Origin of the sequence: Hydrogenophaga pseudoflava NBRC 102511, from assembly GCF_001592285.1 — a bacterium.
GTDB classification, from domain to species: domain Bacteria; phylum Pseudomonadota; class Gammaproteobacteria; order Burkholderiales; family Burkholderiaceae_C; genus Hydrogenophaga; species Hydrogenophaga pseudoflava.
Genome location: NZ_BCWQ01000004.1, coordinates 141,312 through 159,781 on the forward strand (window position 1 = coordinate 141,312; position 18,470 = coordinate 159,781).

17 protein-coding genes and 1 pseudogene are annotated in these 18,470 nt (G+C 65.3%); 15 read left to right on the forward strand and 3 right to left on the reverse strand.

The window, feature by feature from the left end; all coding sequences use genetic code 11:
• Positions 1–4: 4 nt before the first annotated feature.
• From ugpE to ugpB, 3 genes are all read right to left on the reverse strand, one after another.
• Entirely contained in the window at positions 5–856 is an 852-nt protein-coding gene (gene ugpE, locus HPS01S_RS06915; RefSeq protein ID WP_066153011.1) for a sn-glycerol-3-phosphate ABC transporter permease UgpE, read from the reverse strand.
• Between the two features lies 1 nt (position 857).
• Positions 858–1,745: a sn-glycerol-3-phosphate ABC transporter permease UgpA gene (ugpA, locus tag HPS01S_RS06920; RefSeq protein ID WP_066153014.1), complete on the reverse strand. Its 888-nt coding sequence runs from the start codon at positions 1,743–1,745 to the stop codon at positions 858–860.
• A 102-nt stretch (positions 1,746–1,847) separates the two neighbouring features.
• Positions 1,848–3,158, reverse strand: a complete 1,311-nt coding sequence (gene ugpB / locus HPS01S_RS06925; protein WP_255284178.1) for a sn-glycerol-3-phosphate ABC transporter substrate-binding protein UgpB — start codon at positions 3,156–3,158, stop codon at positions 1,848–1,850.
• 196 nt (positions 3,159–3,354) lie between these two features.
• Here ugpB and HPS01S_RS06930 point away from each other — a divergent pair, with 196 nt between their 5' ends.
• The 15 genes and pseudogenes from HPS01S_RS06930 (at position 3,355) to HPS01S_RS06995 (ending at position 18,417) form a co-directional block, all read left to right on the forward strand.
• Positions 3,355–7,245 (forward strand): DUF3683 domain-containing protein, encoded by a 3,891-nt coding sequence (locus tag HPS01S_RS06930; RefSeq protein WP_066153019.1) that lies wholly within the window; start codon positions 3,355–3,357, stop codon positions 7,243–7,245.
• Between the two features lie 17 nt (positions 7,246–7,262).
• Positions 7,263–7,676: a gamma-butyrobetaine hydroxylase family protein gene (locus tag HPS01S_RS06935; protein ID WP_066153022.1), complete on the forward strand. Its 414-nt coding sequence runs from the start codon at positions 7,263–7,265 to the stop codon at positions 7,674–7,676.
• Positions 7,677–7,696: 20 nt separating this feature from the next.
• Positions 7,697–8,428: a bifunctional demethylmenaquinone methyltransferase/2-methoxy-6-polyprenyl-1,4-benzoquinol methylase UbiE gene (gene ubiE / locus HPS01S_RS06940; protein WP_066153025.1), complete on the forward strand. Its 732-nt coding sequence runs from the start codon at positions 7,697–7,699 to the stop codon at positions 8,426–8,428.
• A gap of 108 nt (positions 8,429–8,536) precedes the next feature.
• A pseudogene (locus HPS01S_RS06945) lies at positions 8,537–9,070 on the forward strand (Tim44 domain-containing protein); the annotation flags it as partial.
• Between the two features lie 86 nt (positions 9,071–9,156).
• Positions 9,157–9,678: a ubiquinone biosynthesis accessory factor UbiJ gene (locus HPS01S_RS06950; protein ID WP_066153031.1), complete on the forward strand. Its 522-nt coding sequence runs from the start codon at positions 9,157–9,159 to the stop codon at positions 9,676–9,678.
• Positions 9,675–11,240 (forward strand): ubiquinone biosynthesis regulatory protein kinase UbiB, encoded by a 1,566-nt coding sequence (gene ubiB / locus HPS01S_RS06955; protein WP_066153034.1) that lies wholly within the window; start codon positions 9,675–9,677, stop codon positions 11,238–11,240. Before HPS01S_RS06950 ends, ubiB begins: the two co-directional genes overlap by 4 nt.
• Positions 11,241–11,399: 159 nt before the next feature.
• The gene (locus HPS01S_RS06960; protein ID WP_066153037.1) at positions 11,400–11,705 is read left to right on the forward strand and encodes an FmdB family zinc ribbon protein; all 306 of its coding nucleotides are present in this window, start codon (positions 11,400–11,402) and stop codon (positions 11,703–11,705) included.
• A gap of 22 nt (positions 11,706–11,727) precedes the next feature.
• Positions 11,728–12,393, forward strand: a complete 666-nt coding sequence (locus HPS01S_RS06965; RefSeq protein WP_066153040.1) for a DUF502 domain-containing protein — start codon at positions 11,728–11,730, stop codon at positions 12,391–12,393.
• 48 nt (positions 12,394–12,441) lie between these two features.
• Positions 12,442–14,244, forward strand: coding sequence for an aspartate--tRNA ligase (gene aspS, locus HPS01S_RS06970; RefSeq protein ID WP_066153043.1), 1,803 nt, complete (start codon positions 12,442–12,444; stop codon positions 14,242–14,244).
• Positions 14,245–14,311: 67 nt separating this feature from the next.
• Positions 14,312–14,782 carry a dihydroneopterin triphosphate diphosphatase gene (gene nudB / locus HPS01S_RS06975; RefSeq protein WP_066153045.1) on the forward strand — a complete coding sequence of 157 codons (471 nt, stop codon included), beginning with the start codon at positions 14,312–14,314 and terminating at the stop codon, positions 14,780–14,782.
• A 166-nt stretch (positions 14,783–14,948) separates the two neighbouring features.
• The gene (locus HPS01S_RS21745) at positions 14,949–15,092 is read left to right on the forward strand and encodes a hypothetical protein (protein ID WP_157576127.1); all 144 of its coding nucleotides are present in this window, start codon (positions 14,949–14,951) and stop codon (positions 15,090–15,092) included.
• A 51-nt stretch (positions 15,093–15,143) separates the two neighbouring features.
• Complete coding sequence (locus HPS01S_RS06980) at positions 15,144–15,872, forward strand: endonuclease/exonuclease/phosphatase family protein (RefSeq protein ID WP_066153048.1); 729 nt, start codon at positions 15,144–15,146, stop codon at positions 15,870–15,872.
• A gap of 44 nt (positions 15,873–15,916) precedes the next feature.
• On the forward strand, positions 15,917–17,200 hold the full coding sequence (gene clsB / locus HPS01S_RS06985) for a cardiolipin synthase ClsB (protein ID WP_066153423.1): 1,284 nt from the start codon (positions 15,917–15,919) through the stop codon (positions 17,198–17,200).
• A 46-nt stretch (positions 17,201–17,246) separates the two neighbouring features.
• On the forward strand, positions 17,247–17,981 hold the full coding sequence (gene folE / locus HPS01S_RS06990) for a GTP cyclohydrolase I (RefSeq protein WP_066153051.1): 735 nt from the start codon (positions 17,247–17,249) through the stop codon (positions 17,979–17,981).
• A gap of 10 nt (positions 17,982–17,991) precedes the next feature.
• Complete coding sequence (locus tag HPS01S_RS06995; RefSeq protein ID WP_066153054.1) at positions 17,992–18,417, forward strand: BLUF domain-containing protein; 426 nt, start codon at positions 17,992–17,994, stop codon at positions 18,415–18,417.
• Positions 18,418–18,470: the final 53 nt, after the last annotated feature.

Here is an 18,470-nt window from a genome sequence, read left to right on the forward strand (position 1 = left end):
GTGCTTATTTTTCGGTGTCGACCAGGCCCTTGACGAACCATTTCTGCATGAGGATGACGACCAGTGCCGGCGGAATCATGGCCAGCACGGCGGTGGCCATCACGATATTCCAGTCGGTGGCCGCGTCCCCACCGCTGATCATGCGTTTGATCCCGATGACGACCGGGTACATGTTTTCCTCGGTGGTCACCAGCAGTGGCCACAGATACTGGTTCCAGCCGTAGATGAACTGGATGACGAACAGGGCCGCGATCGAGGTCGCCGACAGCGGCATCAGCACGTCCTTGAAAAAGCGCATCGGGCCAGCGCCGTCTATGCGCGCGGCCTCGACCAGCTCGTCGGGCACGGTCAGAAAGAACTGGCGGAACAGGAAGGTGGCGGTGGCCGACGCAATCAGCGGCACGGTCAGGCCTGCGTAGGAATTGAGCATGCCCAGGTTGGCGACGACCGCGTAAGTCGGGCCGATGCGGACCTCCACCGGCAGCATCAAGGTGACGAAGATGCACCAGAAGAACAGCATGCGGAACGGGAACCGGAAGTAGACAATGGCGAAGGCCGAGAGCAGCGAGATCGCGATCTTGCCCACGGCGATCACCAGGGCGGTGATCAGGCTCACCATCATCATCCGGCCCACCGGGGCGTTGGAGGCCGCTCCCATGCCCGACCCTTGCAGCGCCGCAACGTAGTTTTCGATCAGGTGACTGCCTGGCAGCAGGGACATGGGGGCGTGGATGATCTCCTGAGCGGTCTGGGTCGATGCCACGAAGGTGAGGTAGAGCGGAAAGCAGACCACCGAGATGCCGAGGATCAGAACGGCGTGCGACAGAAAGGTCAGGCCAGGGCGGCGTTCGATCATGTCAGTACTGCACTTTCTTTTCGACGAAGCGGAACTGGATCACCGTCAGGGCGATCACGATCGCCATCAGCACGACCGACTGGGCGGCCGAGCCGCCCAGGTCCAGGGCCTTGAAGCCGTCGTAGTACACCTTGTAGACCAGGATCGCGGTGTCCTTGCCGGGACCGCCCTGGGTCGCCGCATCCACGATGGCGAAAGTGTCGAAGAAGGCATACACCACGTTGATCACGAACAGGAAGAAGGTGGTGGGCGAGAGCAGCGGGAACTGGATGGTCCAGAAGCGCCGCCAGGGGTGCGCACCGTCGATGGCGGCGGCCTCGATGAGCGATTTGGGAATGCTCTGCAGACCTGCGAGGAAGAACAGGAAGTTGTAGGAGATCTGCTTCCAGACGGCCGCCAGCACGATCAGGATCATGGCGTGGTTGCTGTTGAGCAGGCTGTTCCACTCGATGCCGAGGGCGCGCAGCGCGTGGGACACGACGCCGATGGAGGGCGCGAGCATGAACAGCCACAGCACACCGGCCACGGCGGGAGCCACCGCGTAGGGCCAGATCAGCAGGGTCCGGTAGATCAGCGTGGCCTTGACAACCCGGTCGGCAAACACGGCCAGCACAAGCGAGATGCCGATGCCCAGCCCGGCCACCAGCACCGAAAAGATGGCCGTGGTCTTGAACGATGCCAGGTAGGTGTCGTCCTCGAGCAGGTTGGCGAAGTTCTGCAGGCCGACCCACTCCGTCGAAGTCCCGAAGGCATCGGATTGCTGGAACGATTGCAGCAAGGCCTGGCCGGCCGGCCAGAAGAAGAACACGAGAATGACCGAGACCTGGGGCGCGAGCAGTACCCACGGCAGCCAGCGGGAGCGGAAAACGACGCGTTTTTCTGAGGCCATTCGGGTTGTCGGACGAGGTGGACTGGATCAGGCAGGCGATGCCGCACAACGGCGGCCAGCGGCGGCACTGCCATGCCGTCCGCGGGCTCGCCGAGCTTGCGCTTATTTGTTGGCGGCCTCGAAGCGCACCAGCAGCTCGTTGCCGCGCTTGACGGCGCTGTCCAGGGCTTCCTTGGCGGTCTTCTTGCCCGCCCACACCTGCTCGAGTTCCTCGTCCTCGATCGCGCGGATCTGCACGAAGTTGCCCAGTCGGATGCCGCGCGACTTGTCGGTGGTTTTGCGGATCATCTGGTTCACCGCCACGTCGGTTCCGGGGTTCTGCTTGTAGAAACCGGACTTCTCGGTGGCTTCGAAGGAGGCCATGGTGATGGGCAGATAGCCGGTGCGCTGGTGGCTCTTGGCCTGGATCTCGGCGTTCGTCAGGTAGTTGAAGAAGGCGGCCACGCCTTTGTACTCGTCCGGCTTCTTGCCCGCCATCACCCACAGCGAAGCGCCGCCGATCACGGTGTTCTGCGGGGCACCCGCGACGTCCGGGTAGTAAGGCAGAGGGGCAATGCCGAAATCGAACTTGGCGTTCTTCTTGATGGTGGCGTAGGTCGATGAAGACGCTGTGGCCATCGCGCATTCACCCGAATAGAACGGCGCATCCGCCGCATTGCCGCGGCCGCGGTAGACGAACAGGCCCTGTTTGGCCATGTTGGCCAGGTTCTCGATGTGGCGCACATGCAGCGGACTGTTGAAGTTCAGGCGTGCGCTGGTGCCACCGAATCCGTTGCCCTTGGTGGCGAACTCGGTGTTGTGCCAGGTCGAGAAGCTTTCCAGCTGCGTCCAGCCCTGCCAGCTGGTGGTGAACGGGCAGCTGACGCCGGCGGCTTTGAGCTTGGCTGCGGCCAGCACCACTTCGGGCCAGGTCTGAGGCGGCTTCTCCGGGTCGAGGCCGGCCTTGCGGAAGGCATCCTTGTTGTAGTTGAAGACCGTCGTGGAACTGTTCAGCGGAAAGCTGAGCATCTGGCCGTTGGGCGCGGTGTAGTAGCCGACGACGGCCGGGATGTAGGCCTGGGGGTTGAACTTGTAGCCCGCGTCGGCCAGCACCTTGCCCACGGGCACGATCGCGCTCTTGGCTGACATCATCGTGGCCGTGCCCACTTCATAGACCTGCAGGATGTGGGGCGCATTGCCGGCCCGGAAGGCGGCCACGGCGGCCGGCATGGTTTCGTCGTAGGTCCCCTTGTAGGTGGGGATCACCTTGTAGTCTTTCTGGCTGGCATTGAAACCATTGGCCAGGTCCGTGACCCAGTCGTTCAGGCCGCCGGTCATCGAATGCCACCACTGGATTTCAGTCTGTGCCTGGGCGTTGCTGCTGAAGCCGAACACAAGCAGCGCGGCGGTGAGTGTGGAGAGATGTTGGCGCATGGGCATGGTGGGTCTCCTGTAGGTTGGGAACGGTTTCGATGACACAAAAAAAGCCAGCCTAGGCAACGAATGTGACCAAGGCATTGCAGCTTTCTTTCCGAAAGGTGACAACAAGGGCTTTCCATGAGACGGTGTCGCGCATGTTGCGCTGCGGTACCATCCTTGGCTCAGCTCCGTTTGCTGGCCCATTTCCCTCATGAACGCCCCCACGCCGCTTCCGCTTCTGGAAACCGCTGCAGACGAATCACCCCGTTTGCGCGAGATCCCCTACAACTACACGTCGTTCTCGGATCGTGAAATCGTGATGCGGTTGTTGGGCTCCCGGGCCTGGGCGCTGCTGGACGAACTGCGCGGCGAGCGGCGCACCGGCCGCTCTGCCCGCATGCTGTACGAGGTGCTGGGCGACATCTGGGTCGTGCAGCGCAACCCCTACCTGCAGGACGACCTGCTCGACAACCCCAAGCGCCGCTCGGCGCTCGTTTATGCCCTGCACCACCGTCTGGGCGAGGTGCAGAAGCGCCGCACGCCGCAGGACGACCCGGGGCGTGACGAGTCGGTGGGTCAGCTGCTGGCCGCAGCCAGGGCCGCAGTCGAGTCGTTTGCCCGCTCTTTTGAAGAGATGGCCGAACTGCGCCAGCGCACGAACAAGGTGCTGCGCAAGCTGACCGCCAAGGACAACATCAAGTTTGACGGCCTCTCGCGCGTGTCGCACGTTACCGACGCGACCGACTGGCGCGTGGAGTACCCCTTCGTCGTGCTCACGCCCGACACAGAGGCCGAGATGGCGCACCTGGTCAAGGGCTGTGTCGAGCTGGGCCTGACCATCATCCCGCGCGGGGGCGGCACCGGCTACACCGGGGGCGCCATCCCGCTGACCTGGAAGAGCGTGGTCATCAACACCGAGAAGCTCGAAGCCATGACCGAGGTCGAGCATGTCTCGATTCCGGGTCATGTGCAACCCGTGGCCACGGTGTGGACCGAGGCCGGTGTGGTCACCCAGCGCGTGGCCGATGCGGCCGAACGCGCCGGCTATGTGTTTGCGGTGGACCCGACCTCGGCCGAGGCCTCCTGCGTGGGCGGCAACATCGCCATGAACGCCGGTGGCAAGAAGGCCGTGCTCTGGGGCACGGCACTGGACAATCTGGTGAGCTGGCGCATGGTGACGCCGCAGGCCGAGTGGCTCGAGGTGACTCGCCTGGACCACAACCTGGGCAAGATCCACGACGCCGAGGTCGCGACCTTCGAACTCAAGTACTTCGCCGCCGACGGCAAGACACCGCTGCGCACCGAACAGCTGGCCATTCCGGGCCGGACCTTCCGCAAGGAAGGCTTGGGCAAGGATGTGACCGACAAGTTCCTCAGCGGCCTGCCGGGCATCCAGAAGGAAGGCTGCGACGGCCTGATCACCAGCGGCCGCTGGGTGGTGCACCGCATGCCCGAGCACACACGCACCGTGTGCCTGGAGTTCTTCGGCAACCCCAAGGATGGCGTGCCCTCGATCGTCGAGATCAAGGACTTCATGTTTGCCGAGCAGAAGCGCAGCGGCACCCTGCTGGCCGGCCTGGAGCATCTGGACGACCGCTACCTCAAGGCCGTGGGTTACGCGACCAAGAGCAAGCGCGGCACCCTGCCCAAGATGGTCCTGATCGGCGACATCGTGGGTGACGACGCTGATGCCGTGGCGCGCGCCACCAGCGAGGTGATCCGCTTGGCCAACGGCCGCAGCGGCGAGGGTTTCATCGCCATCAGCTATGAAGCGCGCAAGAAGTTCTGGCTCGACCGCAAGCGCACCGCGGCCATCAGCAAGCACACCAACGCCTTCAAGATCAACGAAGACGTGGTGATCCCGCTGCCGCGCATGGGCGAGTACACCCTGGGCATTGAGCGCATCAACATCGAGCTCTCGCTGCGCAACAAGCTCAAGCTGTGCGATGCGCTGGAGGCCTTCTTTGCCCGGGGCAGCCTGCCGCTGGGCAAGACCGACGACGCCAACGACCTGCCCAACGCCGAGCTGCTGGAAGACCGCGTGCAGCAGGCGCTTGCGATGGTGCGCGAGGTGCGCGACCTGTGGGCTGGCTGGCTGCGCGACGTCGACACTTTGTTCCCTCAGCTGCAGGACCACTCGCTGCGCGCGAGCTGGAAGACGCAGATCCGCACTCCGCTTCAGCAGATCTTCAGCGGCGCGGCTTTCGGCCCCATCCTGGCGGAGTGCAATGCCATCCACAAGCGTGTGCTCAAGGGTCGCGTCTGGGTGGCGCTGCACATGCACGCCGGCGACGGCAACGTGCACACCAACATCCCGGTCAACAGCGACGACTACGAAATGCTGCAGACCGCACACGAGGCGGTGGCCCGCATCATGGTGCTGGCGCGCAGCCTGGACGGCGTGATTTCGGGTGAGCACGGCATCGGCATCACCAAGCTCGAATTCCTGACCGACGACGAGCTGAGCCCGTTCGCCGAATACAAGGCCAAGGTCGATCCCGAGGGTCGCTTCAACAAGGGCAAGCTGCTGCGCGGTGCCGCGCACCAGGTCCTGGTGGCGCGCGATGCCAGCGTGCGCCAGGCCGATCTGGCCAATGCCTATACGCCCTCGTTCGGCCTGATGGGCCACGAGTCGCTGATCATGCAGCAGAGCGACATCGGCGCGATCGCCGATTCGGTCAAGGACTGCCTGCGCTGCGGCAAGTGCAAGCCTGTCTGCGCCACCCACGTGCCGCGCGCCAACCTGCTCTATAGCCCGCGCAACAAGATCCTGGCGACCTCGCTGCTGATCGAGGCTTTCCTGTATGAAGAGCAGACGCGCCGCGGCATCAGCATCAAGCACTGGGAAGAGTTCGAAGACGTGGCCGACCACTGCACGGTGTGCCACAAGTGCTACACGCCCTGTCCGGTGAAGATCGACTTCGGCGACGTGTCGATGAACATGCGCAACCTGCTGCGCAAGATGGGCCAGAAGAGCTGGAGGCCGGGCAACGCGGCGGCCATGTTCTTCCTCAACGCCACCAACCCCGAGACCATCAAGTTCATGCGCTCGGCCATGGTGGACGTGGGTTTCAAGGCCCAGCGCCTGGCCAACAACCTGCTCAAGCCCGCCGCACGGGCGCAGACCAATGCGCCGCCGGCCAGCCTGGGGCCAGCGCCGGTCAAGGAGCAGGTAATCCACTTCATCAACAAGAAGATGCCGGGTGGCCTGCCCAAGAAGACGGCGCGCGCGCTGCTGGACATCGAGGACAAGGACTACGTTCCGATCATTCGCAACCCGCAAGGCACGACCAGCGAGACCGAGGCGGTGTTTTACTTTCCGGGTTGTGGTTCGGAGCGCCTGTTCAGCCAGGTCGGTCTGGCGACCCAGGCCATGTTGTGGCACGCGGGTGTTCAGACCGTTCTGCCGCCGGGGTACCTGTGCTGCGGCTACCCGCAGCGCGGCTCGGGCCAGTACGACAAGGCCGAGAAGATGATCACCGACAACCGGGTGCTGTTCCACCGTGTGGCCAACACGCTGAATTACCTGGACATCAAGACGGTGGTGGTCTCCTGCGGCACGTGCTACGACCAGCTGCAGGGCTACAAGTTTGAGGAAATTTTCCCCGGCTGCCGCATCATCGACATCCACGAGTACCTGCTGGAGAAGGGCATTACCTTGCCGGCCGGGCAGGGGGGCTACCTGTACCACGAGCCCTGCCACAACCCGATGAAGATCCAGGATTCCCTGAAGACCGTCAAGGCACTGGTGGGCGATGGCGTGATCAAGAGCGAGCGCTGCTGCGGTGAGAGCGGCACGCTGGGCGTGAGCCGCCCCGACATCTCGACCCAGGTGCGCTTCCGAAAAGAAGAGGAAATCCGAAAGGGTGAAGCGGCTCTGCGCGCGGCGGGTACGGTGGGCGAAAAAGCCAACGTCAAGATGCTCACGTCCTGCCCCAGCTGCCTCCAGGGGCTGTCCCGCTACACCGACGACCTGCAGAACGGCCTGCTGGAGGCCGACTACATCGTGGTCGAAATGGCGCGCCAGATCCTGGGCGAGAACTGGTTGCCCGAATACGTCGAGAAAGCGAACCAGGGCGGTATCGAGCGCGTGCTGGTCTGAACACATTGGAGGCCCCCATGGCTGGACTCAACAAGGACACCCCGACGCCGCAGGACATCACCGTGCACAGCGCCTCGCGCGTGCTGGAGGTGGCGTTTTCCGACGGTGCGCACTTCCGCATCCCGTTCGAGCTGATGCGCGTCTACTCGCCTTCGGCCGAGGTGCAGGGCCACGGGCCTGGACAGGAAACGCTGCAGACCGGCAAGCGCGATGTGACCCTGGTGGCGCTGGAGCCAGTGGGCAACTACGCGGTGCAGCCCACCTTCTCGGATGGCCATGATTCCGGGATCTACGCCTGGGATTACCTGTATTTCCTGGGATCGCAGCAGGAACAACTCTGGAACGATTACCACCAGCGGCTTCAGGCCGCGGGGGTGGACCGCGATGCACCGATGCCGGAAAAGGGCGGGCACGCCTGCGGCAGCCACTGACCCCGACGGAGACCCATTCCATGGCCACGACCCATTTCGGCTTCCAGACCGTCGACGAACAGGAGAAGGCGAAACACGTGCGCAGCGTGTTCGATTCGGTCGCGCCCAAGTACGACGTGATGAACGACCTCATGTCGGCCGGCCTGCACCGCATCTGGAAGCGCTACACCATCACCGTGGCCAACCCGCAACCGGGCCAGCAGGTGCTGGACATCGCGGGCGGCACCGGCGACCTCTCGCGTGCATTTGCCCGGCGCGTGGGCCCGACCGGCCGGGTGGTGCACACCGACATCAACGAGGCCATGTTGCGCGAAGGCCGCAATCGCCTGCTTGATGAAGGCCTGGTGCTGCCGACCATGGTCTGCGACGCCGAGAAGCTGCCATTTGCCGACAACAGCTTCGATTTCGTTTCGGTCGCCTTCGGTTTGCGCAACATGACGCACAAAGACCAGGCCCTGTCGGAGATGCGCCGCGTCCTCAAGCCGGGGGGCAGATTGCTGGTGTTGGAGTTTTCCCGCGTCGCCAAGCCGTTGGAAAAGGCTTATGACTGGTATTCGTTCAACGTGTTGCCGAAGCTGGGTCAGATGGTGGCGGGCGATGCCCACAGCTACCAGTACCTGGCGGAGTCGATCCGCATGCATCCCGGGCAGGAGGAACTGCGCCAGCTGATGAAGTCGGTGGGCTTTGGTCATGTGGACGTGCACAACCTCAGCGCGGGGGTGGTGGCACTCCACGTCGGTATCAAGTGTTGATGACGGGGACAAGAGGAGGACAGCGTCATGGAAGCTCGGTGGTGGTCGGATTTGCTTGGGGGGCGCCGTGCGCAGCGCAAGACGCTGCGCCGCAACGAGTCCACGACCGGAGCGCCCGGCCTGCTGGCAGGGGTGGGGCCGGACGGCGCGGTGTCGGCGCCCCGGGGATACAGCCCCAAGAACGTGGGCAACGACGCGTCGGCGCGGCCCTGGGAATCTCTGGCGGATGCTCCGCGTCCGCCCGAACCGGCTGGCCAGAATGCCGGAGGGTTTGATGCCGAAAGCTTCCTGCGGGCGTCCAAGACGAACTTCGTGAATCTCCAGGACGCCTGGGACCGCTCCGACATTGCCAGCCTGCGCGCCATGATGACCGGCGGCATGTTGGCCGAGATCCAGACCCAGCTGGCCGAGCGCGAGCGCGCCGGTGCCGCCCCGAACAAGACCGAGGTGGTCATGCTGGAAGCGCAGTTGCTCGGTCTGGAGGAGCAGGACGAAGCCTACCTGGCGAGCGTCGAGTTCTCCGGTCTGATCCGCGAGGACCCGTCGGCTGGCCCGAACCCGTTCCGGGAGATCTGGAACATCACCCGCCCCAAGTCCGGGGATGCTGGCTGGCTGGTGGCCGGGGTGCAGGCGCTGCGGTAAAAGGCGGCACGGTTATCCGTCAGAATCGGGGGATCATGAACAGTGAATCCCCCAACCATTCGACCAGTTCCCGTTCTCCTTTGGGCATGCTCCAGTCCCTGCTGGGCAGTGTCCGGCCGCCCGAATGGGTGGTGGACGAGGTCCAGAACCGGGTGGTGCTGTTCCTCAACCACGTCCTGATGCAGGAACCCCAGGCGCAGCAGCGTCTGCGCCGCCAGTTGGGCAAGCCGGTGCGCGTGGCCTGGGGCGACTTCCACCTCACGCTCGCTCCCACCGCCGCCGGCCTGCTGGAGCGGCCGGCTGGCGACCGGCAACCCGAACTGCACGTGACCGTGACCCAGACCTCGCCTTTCGCCCTGGCCCAGCAGGTGCTGGGCGGCGAGCGACCGAATGTCGACATCCAGGGCGATGTGCAGCTGGCGGCCGAGGTGGCCTGGCTGGTGGACAACGTGCGCTGGGACGTCGAGGAAGACCTGTCGCGGCTGGTCGGTGACGCCGCTGCGCACACTCTGGTGGGTGGCGCCAAGTCGGCGGTGGCCGGCATCAAGGCATTCGTCGGTCGCCGTTCGCCGACCGAACCGGGTCACAGCGACGGACGCTCGGCATGACGCGGTTGTTCCGCGGCTTGTTCATCGTCTGGGTGGTGCTGCGCCACGGCCTGGACGAGCTGGTGTTGTCCAGTTTCCAGCGGCCAGGCATCCGGCTGCTGACGCGCATTGTGTCGGTTGGTCGCAACCTGGATGCCCCGCGCGGCCAGCGCCTGCGCGAGGCGCTGGAGCGCCTGGGGCCCATCTTCGTCAAGTTCGGTCAGGTGCTCTCGACCCGGCGCGACCTGTTGCCGTCCGACATCGCCGACGAACTGGCGCGCTTGCAGGACCGGGTGCCGCCGTTCGACAGTGCCATCGCCGTGGCCACCATCGAACGCGCCTTTGGCAAGCCGCTGGATGCGGTGTTCAGCCATTTCGACCACACACCGGTGGCCAGCGCCTCGATCGCCCAGGTGCACTTCGCCATCTTGCGGGACGGACGCCACGGCGGGCGCGAGGTGGCGGTGAAGGTGCTGCGGCCCAACATGCTGCCGGTGATCGAGAAAGACCTGAGCCTGATGCGCATGATGGCCGGCTGGGTCGAAAAGCTCTCGGCCGATGGCAAGCGGCTCAAGCCGCTGGAGGTGGTCGCAGAGTTCGACAAGTACCTGCACGACGAGCTGGACCTGCTGCGGGAAGCCGCCAACGCGGCCCAGCTGCGCCGCAACATGGCGGGCCTCAATCTGGTGCTGATTCCGGAGATGTTCTGGGACTACTGCCACACCGAGGTGATGGTGATGGAGCGCATGCATGGGGTGCCCATCAACCGGGTGGACGAGCTGCGCCAGAAAGGCGTGGACATACCCAAGCTGGCGCGCGATGGTGTGACCATCTTCTTCACCCAGGTGTTCCGCGACGGGTTTTTCCACGCTGACATGCACCCGGGCAATATCCAGGTCAGCGTCGACCCGGCCACCTTCGGTCGTTACATCTCGCTCGATTTCGGCATCGTCGGCACGCTGACCGAGTTCGACAAGGAATACCTGGCGCAGAACTTCACCGCCTTCTTCCGGCGCGACTACAAGCGCGTGGCCGAACTGCACATCGAGAGTGGCTGGGTGCCGCCTGACACCCGGGTGGACGAGCTGGAGTCGGCCATCCGGGCGGTGTGCGAACCGTACTTCGACCGGCCGCTCAAGGAGATCTCGCTGGGCATGGTGCTGATGCGCCTGTTCCAGACCTCACGCCGCTTCCATGTCGAAATCCAGCCTCAGCTGGTGCTGCTGCAGAAGACCCTGCTCAACATCGAGGGTCTGGGCCGCGATCTGGACCCCGAACTGGATCTGTGGAACACCGCCAAGCCCTTCCTGGAGAAGTGGATGCTGGAGCAGGTGGGGCCGCAGAAGCTGCTGCAGCAGCTCAAGGCCGAGGCGCCGCAGTACGCCAAGCTGCTCCCGGCCCTGCCGCGCCTGCTGCAGGACTACCTGCAGCACCGGCCGCACCAGCTGCGTGCCGAACTGGACGAACTGATGGCCGAGCAGCGGCGGACCAACCGCCTGCTGCAGTACATCATCTACGGCGGCATCGGCTTCGTGCTGGGGCTGATCGTCACCCAGGTCATGCTGCGCATCCGCCTGTGGTGAGGGGCCGACCGGCGGGCCGCCCTTGAAGGCGCGGGTGGGGTACCCCACCTATAATGACGGGTTTTGTTCAACTTCCCGGCGCCCTGCCGTTTTTGCACCGCTGCGGTGCATTTCGGGCCCTTGGGGCTGTGGTCGCCGGACCATTCCACCGTTCACGCCATGCCGATCTATGCCTACAAGTGCGAGTCCTGCGGCCATGCCAAGGACGTCCTGCAGAAAATCTCCGACGCGCCGCTGACGGAATGCCCGGCCTGTGGTGCCGCCACGTTCAGCAAACAGCTGACCGCCGCCGGTTTCCAGCTCAAGGGTTCGGGCTGGTACGCGACCGACTTCAAGGGCGGCTCAGGTGGCTCGGCCGCCGCGGCCACTGGCACGGCAGCCGCGTCCTCGACCGACTCGAAACCGGCTGAAACGGCCAGCGCCGCACCAGCCGCCGCCTGTGGCGGCTCCTGCGCCTGCCACTGATCGAAACGGAAAGACCTTCCCTGTGGCCAACCTGCGCAAGTGGCTGTTCTCGGGCCTGCTGGTCCTGGTGCCCCTGATCATCACCCTCTGGGTGCTGGACTGGGTGGTGTCCACGCTCGACCAGACCTTGCGCATCCTGCCCGGTGCCTGGCAGCCGGACCAGCTGTTCGGCTTTCATGTGCCCGGCCTGGGCGTGATCTTTGCGCTGGTGGTGGTGCTTTCCATCGGCGCCCTGGCGTCCAACATCATCGGCCACCAGTTGGTGAACTGGTGGCACGCCCTGCTGCACCGCATTCCGGTGGTGCGCTCCATCTACTCGGGCGTCAAGCAGGTCTCCGACACCCTGTTCTCCGAGAAGGGCAATGCCTTCCGCAAGGCCCTGCTGGTGCAGTGGCCGCAGGAGGGCATGTGGACCATCGCGTTTCTGACGGGCACGCCCCAGGGCGAGGTGCTGCAGCAGCTGCGTACCAAGCCGGGCAGTGCCGCCGACGAAGACTTCGTCAGCGTCTACGTGCCCACCACCCCCAACCCCACGGGCGGCTACTTCGTCATGGTGCGCGCGCGCGACTGCGTGGAGCTGCAGATGTCGGTGGATGAAGCGCTGACCTACATCGTCTCCATGGGTGTGATCGTGCCCGGTGGACCCAAGAACCCCAACCTCAAGGCGACCGCTTCCGCGACCGCCTGATACCCGGGGCTGCCGCTGTGCAGCCCGCCTGCTGAAAGAAGAACCGATATGGCCATGCGTTCCCACTATTGCGGTCTGGTGACCGAAGCCCTGCTGGGGCAAACCGTGCAACTCTGCGGCTGGGTGAACCGCCGCCGCGACCATGGCGGTGTGATCTTCATCGATCTGCGCGACCGCGAAGGCTACGTGCAGGTGGTCTGCGATCCGGACCGCCCGGACATGTTCAAGACCGCCGAAGACGTGCGCAACGAATTCTGCGTGCAGGTCACCGGTCTGGTGCGCGCCCGCCCCGCCGGCACCACCAACGACAAGCTCAAGAGCGGCCAGATCGAGGTGCTCTGTCACGAGCTGAAGGTGCTCAACCCCTCGGTCACGCCGCCGTTCCAGCTGGACGACGACAACCTGAGCGAGACCACGCGCCTCACGCACCGCGTGCTCGACCTGCGCCGCCCGTACATGCAGAACAACCTGATGCTGCGTTACCGCGTGGCCATGGAAGTGCGCAAGTTCCTGGACGCCAACGGCTTCATCGACATCGAAACCCCGATGCTGACCAAGAGCACGCCCGAAGGCGCGCGCGACTACCTGGTGCCCAGCCGCGTGCACGACGGCCACTTCTTCGCGCTGCCGCAAAGCCCTCAGCTGTTCAAGCAACTGCTGATGGTGGCCGGATTCGACCGCTACTACCAGATCACCAAGTGCTTCCGCGACGAAGATCTGCGCGCCGACCGCCAGCCCGAGTTCACCCAGATCGATATCGAGACCTCGTTCCTGACCGAGCAGGACATCCGCGACATGTTCCAGGGCATGATCAAGACGGTGTTCCAGAACGTGCTGAACGTGGATCTGGGCGAGTTCCCGGTCATGGCCTACGGCGAAGCCATGCACCGCTACGGTTCCGACAAGCCCGACCTGCGCGTGAAGATGGAGTTCACCGAGCTCACCGACGTGATGGCCGACGTGGACTTCAAGGTCTTCAGCGCGCCCGCCACCATGAAGAACGGCCGCGTGGTCGCCCTGTGCGTGCGCGGCGGCGCCGAGATGAGCCGCAGCGAGATCGACGCCTACACCGAGTTCGTCAAGATCTACGGCGCCAAGGGCCTGGCCTGGATCAAGGTCAACGAAGTGGCCAAGGGCAAGGACGGCCTGCAGTCGCCCATCGTCAAGAACCTGCACGACAAGGCGATTGCCGAGATCCTCTCGCGCACTGGTGCGCAGGACGGCGACATCATCTTCTTCGGCGCTGACAAGGCCAAGATCGTCAACGACGCCATCGGCGCGCTGCGCCTGAAGATCGGCCACAGCGAACTGGGCAAGAAGAACGGCCTGTTCGAGGACCGCTGGGCGCCGATGTGGGTGGTGGACTTCCCGATGTTCGAACACGATGAGGAAGAAGACCGCTGGACGGCCGTGCACCACCCCTTCACCGCACCCAAGGACGGCCACGAGGACTGGATGGTCACCGCGCCCGAGAAGTGCATCGCCAAAGGCTACGACATGGTGCTCAACGGCTGGGAAATCGGTGGCGGCTCGGTCCGCATCCACCGTGCCGATGTGCAGCAGAAGGTGTTCGACGCGCTGAAGATCACGCCCGAAGAGGCGCAGCTCAAGTTCGGCTTCCTGCTGGACGCGCTGCAGTACGGCGCCCCCCCGCACGGCGGCCTGGCCTTCGGCCTGGACCGCATCGTCACGCTGATGACCGGCGCCGAGTCGATCCGCGACGTGATCGCCTTCCCCAAGACCCAGCGCGCCCAGTGCCTGTTGACCCAGGCGCCCAGCCCGGTGGACGAGAAGCAGCTGCGCGAGCTGCACATCCGCCTGCGCAACCCGGACGCGGTCAAGTCCGCCTGAACAGGGCTTCGGCTAGGATGAAAGGGCGCCTGCGGGCGCCTTTTTTTGCGCCATCGACCGAACCACCGTGCCGTCCTCTCCTCCCTACAAGATCCCCGAGTCGGTGCTGGTGGTGATCCACACCCCGGCGCTGCAGGTGCTGCTGATCGAGCGGGCCGAGTCGCCGGGTTTCTGGCAGTCGGTGACCGGGTCCAAGGATGCGTGGGACGAGCCTTTTGAAGCCACTGCTGCGCGCGAGGTGGCGGAAGAAACCGGGCTGGATGTGTCCGCGCCAGGTCACCGGCTCAGCGACTGGGGCCTGCAGAACATCTACGAGATCTATCCGCAGTGGCGCCACCGGTATGCGCCCGGCGTGGTCCTGAACACCGAGCGGGTGTTCGGTCTGTGCGTGCCCGAGGCGCGGCCGGTGGTGCTGAACCCGCGGGAACACCGGGCGCAGGTCTGGCTGCCCCGCCTGGAGGCGGCGGACCGGTGCTACTCGTTCTCCAACGCGGAGGCCATCCTGCAGTTGCCACGCATCTTTCAAGCAGAAAGATAGGCTTTCTGCAACCTTCGGCTAGGCCTGATCTTGTGTTGTTTTGCCAAATCTTCGGGACGGCCGTCACAGCGCCCCCGCTGAACCTGCTGCGGCTGGAGGAAGACCTGTCAGCGGCGCCCGGCGTCTGGGTCAAGCCGCGCGAGCCGATGGCGCAGCTGGGTGGTGGATGCCTGCATCGAAGAGGCGCAGGCGGGGCCACGTGGTGCGCGGCGCGCTGTTCCGGGTGCGCATCGAGGGCGAGGCCGAGTCGCTGGCCGCGGGGGTGTTCCGCAAGGTGGCATCTGTGCTGGTGCGGGAAGGCGGCTTCTAAGCCCCCAAGCTCCGCTGCTTGCGCGGGTTGCTGGCGTGCGATCATTCGTATATGAGCATCCTGCGAGTCGCGACCTACAACATCCACAAGGGCGTTCAGGGCCTGGGGCCAGTGCGCCGGCTGGAAATCCACAACCTGGCGCATGCGGTGGAGCAGTTCGACGCCGACATCGTCTGCCTGCAGGAGGTGCGGCGCCACCACCGCAAGCTGGAAAAGCACTTCACCCGCTGGCCCGACCTGGAGCAGGCCGACTACCTCTCGCCCGAGGGTTATGAGTCGGTCTACCGCACCAATGCCGTGACGCGCCACGGCGAACACGGCAACGCGCTGCTGTCGCGCTGGCCGGTGTTGGACACCCGCCATTCGGATGTGTCCGACCACCGCTTCGAGCAGCGCGGCCTGCTGCACGTGCACCTGCTGATCGACGGGCGCGAGGTGCATGTGGTGGTGGTTCACTTCGGCCTCATCCACGCCAGCCGCGAGCGCCAGGTCCAGCGACTGGGGCGCTACGTGGCCCGTGAGGTGCCGGCCGACGCGCCACTCATCGTGGCCGGCGACTTCAACGACTGGGGCGCCCAGCTGCTCAAGCCGATGGCGGCGCTGGACCTGCGCACCTTCGACGGCATCCGGCTGCCGACCTACCCGGCGCGCCTGCCGATGCTGCACCTGGACCGCATCTACATGCGCGGGCTCAGGCCGGTGAGCGCGCATGTGCCGCACGGCCGGGCCTGGACGCGCATGTCCGACCACCTGCCGCTGATCGCCGAGCTGGAACTGTGAAAGCCGACGGACCTGTCGACCCCCCTTTGGCCGACGACAGGCCCTTGGCGCCGCCCAGACCTGGCCACCAGCTGCTGCTGCTCGAAGGTGGCGACGCGCTGTTCCCCGCGCTGGTCGAGGCGATGGACGCGGCCCGGCGCGTGGTGCACCTGGAAACCTACATCTTCGAATTCGCCGGCTCCGCGCTCAGTGTGGCCGAGGCGATGGAACGCGCCGCCCGCCGCGGCGTGCTGGTGCGCCTGGTGGTCGATGGCGTGGGCACGCCCAGGGTGCCAGAGGAGTGGCAGCGCCGCTTTGCCGCGGCCGGCGTGCGCTGGCGGGTGTATGCGCCGCTGGGCGGGCTGGGTCTGCTGATTCCCAGCAGCTGGCGGCGCCTGCACCGCAAGCTGTGTGTGGTCGACGGGCTGGTCGGATTCTGTGGCGGCATCAACATCATCGACGACCGCGACGACGTGTCGCTGGGCCGGCTGGAGGTGCCGCGGCTCGATTTCGCGCTGCGCGTGGCCGGGCCGCTGGTGGAGGACATGGTGGACACCATGGAGACGCTGTGGTGGCGGCTGCAGGCCGTGCGCAAGGCGCGCGAGCGCGAGTTCCGGGCCGCCTGGGAGGCGTTCAAGGAAGCCCAGCCGGTGGGCGACTTCACGCGCTTGCTGCGCAAGGTCGAGCTCTACACCGGCTTCGGGTCGCGGGTCAACACCGACGCCGAAAGCGGAAGTTCGGTGCTGGTCAGCGACGGTCCGATGGGTGTCAACGACGCGCGGGCCACCCTGCTGCTGCGCGACAACGTGGGCCACCGGCACGACATCGAAAGGGCCTACCTCAAGGCCCTGGGCACGGCCCGGCACGACATCGTGATCGCCAACGCCTATTTCATCCCCGGCCGCAAGCTGCGCAAGGCCCTGACCATGGCGGCGGCCCGCGGGGTGCGGGTGCGGCTGATGATGCAGGGCCGCTACGAGAACTTCTTCCAGTACCGCGCGGCCCGCCCGGTCTACCAGCGGCTGGTGGACGCCGGCATCGACATCCGCGAGTACGCGCCCAGCGCCCTGCACGCCAAGGTGGCGGTGGTGGACCGCGCCTGGGCCACGGTCGGTTCGACCAATCTGGACCCGCTGTCCCTGCTGCTGGCGCGCGAGGCCAACGTCATGACCACCGACCGGCGGTTCGCCGAACTGCTGCACCAGCGACTGGACGTGCTGCTGGAACACGCCGGACAGAAACTGGACGCCCGGGCCCTGGACAGCCGCCCCTGGCACCAGCGCCTGCTGGACCGGATCGCCTTCATGGCCATGCGGACCCTGCTGTTCCTGACCGGCCACCGGTACTGAAACCCCTGGGGGCCGTGGGCCGGGGGTGCGGTGTTAGCATGGCCCGATGCTGATGAAATCCGGAACACCCATGAGCAATTCAGAACAGCTGGACGACGGTGAAGGCACCCCCGTCTCGGTCAAGATCCGCGAGCGCCTGAAGGCCGCGCGCCACCGCTTCCACTCCAACGACAACATCGCCGACTTCATCGAACCCGGCGAGCTGGAGAAGCTGCTGGACGAGGTGACGGTCAAGATGCAGGGTGTGCTCGACGCCATGGTGATCGACACCGAGAACGACCACAACACCGGCGACACCGCGCGCCGCGTGGCCAAGATGTACCTCAAGGAGGTCTTCAACGGTCGTTACGTCAAGGGTCCGAGCGTCACCGAATTCCCCAACGCCGAGCACCTCAACGAGCTGATGATCGTCGGCCCGATCACGGTGCGCAGCGCCTGCAGCCACCACTTCTGCCCGGTCATCGGCAAGATCTGGATCGGCGTCATGCCCAACGAACACACCAACGTGATCGGCCTCTCGAAGTACGCGCGGCTGGCCGAGTGGATCATGGGCCGTCCGCAGATCCAGGAAGAGGCCGTGGTGCAGCTGGCCGACCTGATCCAGGAGAAGACCCAGCCCGACGGCCTGGCCATCGTCATGGAGGCCAGCCACTACTGCATGGCCTGGCGCGGCGTGAAGGACATGGACAGCAAGATGATCAACTCGGTCATGCGCGGCGTGTTCCTCAAGGACCCCAACCTGCGCCGCGAATTCCTCTCCCTCATTCCCCGCAAATCCTGAGGAAGCCACCATGCTGGTACGCCTGCTCTACGTCAGCCGTGCGATCGACAAGGACTGCGCCAAGTCCATGGAGTCGATCCTCGAAACCTCCCGCGCCCACAACCTCCACCACGGCATCACCGGCGTGCTGTGTTACGGCGGCGGCATCTTCCTGCAAGCCATCGAGGGCGGGCGCGACGCGGTCAACACGCTCTACAACCACATCGTGCTCGACAAGCGCCACACCGACGTGGCGCTGCTGCACTACGAGGAAATCAGCGAGCGCCGCTTCGGCGGCTGGACCATGGGCACGGTCAACCTGGCCAAGCTCAACACCTCCATCGTTCTCAAGTACTCCGAGCGGCCCGAGTTCGACCCGTACCAGGTCTCGGGCAAGGTGTCGCTGGCCTTGCTCGAAGAGCTGATGGCGACTGCCAGCATCATTGGTCGGGCCTGACCCCTTCCCTCTGAGGCCGCAGTGCCCCGCTGACGGGCCTGCGGTCTTTCTTT